Origin of the sequence: Streptococcus cristatus (genome assembly GCF_001588905.1) — a bacterium.
In the GTDB taxonomy this organism is placed as follows: Bacteria; Bacillota; Bacilli; order Lactobacillales; family Streptococcaceae; genus Streptococcus; species Streptococcus cristatus_N.
The window spans coordinates 1-3,080 of sequence record NZ_LAWH01000070.1; the positions used below are offsets into that span (position 1 = coordinate 1).

At 43.0% G+C, this 3,080-nt stretch carries 4 protein-coding genes; all 4 read left to right on the plus strand.

The features are described 5' to 3' along the window. Positions 1 to 38: 38 nt before the first annotated feature. Positions 39 to 854: a YidC/Oxa1 family membrane protein insertase gene (locus A0765_RS09690; protein ID WP_005592102.1), complete on the plus strand. Its 816-nt coding sequence runs from the start codon at positions 39 to 41 to the stop codon at positions 852 to 854. An 18-nt stretch (positions 855 to 872) separates the two neighbouring features. Further along, positions 873 to 1,883, plus strand: a complete 1,011-nt coding sequence (gene jag / locus A0765_RS09695) for an RNA-binding cell elongation regulator Jag/EloR (protein WP_062006367.1) — start codon at positions 873 to 875, stop codon at positions 1,881 to 1,883. Positions 1,884 to 1,934: 51 nt separating this feature from the next. Then, on the plus strand, positions 1,935 to 2,567 hold the full coding sequence (locus A0765_RS09700) for a hypothetical protein (protein ID WP_062006369.1): 633 nt from the start codon (positions 1,935 to 1,937) through the stop codon (positions 2,565 to 2,567). A gap of 139 nt (positions 2,568 to 2,706) precedes the next feature. Beyond that, a complete protein-coding gene (rpmH, locus tag A0765_RS10085; protein ID WP_000831905.1) occupies positions 2,707 to 2,841 on the plus strand; it encodes a 50S ribosomal protein L34 in 135 nt (44 codons plus the stop codon). The last annotated feature ends 239 nt before the right edge of the window (positions 2,842 to 3,080 follow it).

The following is a 3,080-nucleotide window of genomic DNA, read 5'->3' on the forward strand; positions in this document are numbered from 1 at the left end:
CTTGAAAGTTGCAAGAATTTATCAGGAAGGATTTGTTTGTGAAAAAGAAGAGTAAGATAGGATTTCTTTTAGCGGCTTCGCTGCTTATTTTGACGGCTTGTGGCACCAGCGAAGTGACCGCTAATTCAAGTGATTTTTGGGAGAAATTAGTTTATTTCTTTGCGGAGATGATTCAATTCTTGTCCTTTAATGGAAGTACAGGGATCGGGATCATTCTCTTCACGTTGATTATTCGGACAGTCTTGTTGCCAGTCTTTCAATTTCAGACGACCTCATCTAGAAAGATGCAGGAAGTTCAGCCTCATATCAAGAAACTTCAGGAAAAATATCCAGGCAAAGATATGGATAGCAGAGCAGCTTTAGCAGAGGAAACCAGCAAGCTTTATAAAGAAATGGGAGTCAATCCCTATGCTGCATTCCTTCCGCTCTTTATCCAAATGCCAGTGCTTGTGGCACTTTTCCAAGCTCTGACACGAGTTGAGTTTCTAAAAACTGGTCACTTCCTCTGGCTCAATCTAGGAACAACAGATCCGACCTTTATCTTACCTATTCTCGCTGCTCTCTTTACTTTCTTTAGCACTTGGCTATCTAATAAGGCTTTGCCAGAGAAAAATGGTGGGACGGCAGTGATGACCTACCTGATGCCTGTATTGATTTTCTTCTTTGCGGTGTATGCAGCCAGCGGGGTCGCTCTTTACTGGACGGTTTCTAACGCCTATCAAGTCGGTCAGACCTTGCTTTTGAGTAATCCTTTTAAGATTATTGCTGAACGTGAAGCGAAGGCAAAGGCGGAGCGTCAATTGGAAATGAAGAAAAAACGTGCCCTTCAAAAAGCACAGAAAAAGAAAAAGTAAAAAGGAGGACTCTTGCAGATGGTTATTTTTACAGGAGCAAGTGTTGAAGAAGCGATTCAAAATGGACTAAAAACGCTGGATATCCCACGAATGAGAGCACATATTACTGTTGTTTCGCGTGAAAAGAAAGGTTTTCTCGGTTTATTTGGCAAGAAACCTGCGCAGGTAGATGTGGAGCCGATTGCTGAAACGACTGTGGCCAAGGCCAACCAACAGGCGGTAAAAGGAGTTCCTGAGGAAATCAATGCGCAAAACGAGCCGGTACAAAGCGTTAGTGAAGCAACAGTCGACTTAGGGCGAGTGGTGACAGCTATCAAAAAGGCCGAAGGCGAAGGTGAAGCTGTTTCAGAAAAAATCAAGGCTGAAATTCTTAAAAACGATAAAGACGCCAGTACCATTCTGGAAGAAACAGGTGTAATTGATTTCTTAAAGACCAGTCAAGCGATTGATGAAGCACAGACTCTGAAGGACTCAGAGGAAGATAGCTCTTTAGCAGAAGTGGTACCTAGTCAGCAAGAGACAGCTGAGTCGTCCTTCTTTGACTTGGGGATCCAGGTTGAGGATGATTGTGATATTGAAGAAGTTGTCGCAAGTGTGACTACATATGTGCAAAAGATTGTGGATGAAATGGATGTTGAAGCGACTCTTTCTAGTAGCCACAATCGCCGAACAATCAATATGCAAATTGATACGAATGAGCCAGGGCGCGTGATTGGTTACCACGGTAAAGTCTTGAAAGCCTTGCAGCTGTTGGCTCAGAATTATCTTTACAATCAATATTCCAAGAGTTTTTACATTTCTATAAATGTAAATGACTATGTGGAGCATCGTGCTGAAGTTTTGCAAAGCTATGCGCAAAAATTGGCTCAGCGTGCTCTAGAAGACCGTCGCAGCCAGCATACGGATCCTATGTCTAATAGTGAGCGTAAAATCATCCACCGGATCATCTCAAGAATTGATGGTGTGACTAGCTATTCAGAAGGCGATGAGCCTAACCGCTACGTTGTTGTAGATATTGATTCGGAATAAATCTTAACCAGCTGCTCAGCTGGTTTTTAGATACAGAAAGGAGAAAATTCCATGTCACTTTTTCCAGCTATTGAGTCGTTTTTGACTGTTCAAGGAAGTAAATACATTTCACCAGATAAGGCAGGGGAACTGCGAGAGACAATGTTGGATTTGAAAGCTAGAGGCCAGGCTGCTCGGCAGGAGTTTGCGAACTTGGTTCGGGACTTTCAGGCTCTCTATCCTAAGCTGAGTCTGGAGCGGACCAGCAATTGGCTGAATCAGGCTCAGATCTTACGCCCACATTTTTGGAATTATCTAAGAGGCTATGGGGAAATCACAGAGCCCATGTTCGCTCTGCGCTTGTATGGAACTGCAGAAGATTTTGGAGTGTCGCTGGAGGTAAGCTTTATGGAGCGCAAGAAAGATGAGCACAGTCTCAGCAAGCAAAATCGAGTGCTGAATCTACCCATCCAGCCGCCAGCTTACTATTTTGCCCAGATAGATGGCCAGAGTCAACGCTTCGAAGCTACGGAGGAAAATAGGCAGCACCTAAGCCAGCAGGTGACTACAGGATTAGTCCGCAAGGTTTTGATCAAATATGATGTCAATCTTTCTAAAGCTACAAGTAAGCAGGAAGTTCTGTCAGAGCTTGAGCAGGCTATGACAGCCTTGATTCCTTTCTATGAAGCGACACGATTTGAATGATTTCGTTTCCAAAAAGAAACAATTCTTCCAATACTATTGACAAACAGGAGAGAATCCGATAGAATAGTAAAGTATGTTTAGTAACTGATCACTTTATAGCCGGCTAAACGAATACAAAATCTATGAGGAGGTATTCATCGTGAAACGTACTTATCAACCAAGTAAACTTCGTCGTGCGCGCAAACACGGATTCCGTAACCGTATGTCAACTAAAAACGGTCGTCGCGTATTGGCAGCTCGTCGTCGTAAAGGACGCAAAGTTTTGGCTGCATAATCCAAACGATTACCATAAAGAAACCAGTGGAGACTCGAGACCGCTGGTTTTTCTATTGTTCTTGATAAAATAGGCTTCTATGGTTTAAGGGTGGCTAGTATTGCTATGAAGGAGTCCGTGCAGAATAGGAACTTTACATGAAATGGAAGGTAAACGGGCTAGTCTAGGTGGTTTCTAGGTATATCTTATCTAGTTTGAATAAAAGAAAATAGAGTGGGACAGAAATCGGTAATTCGTTA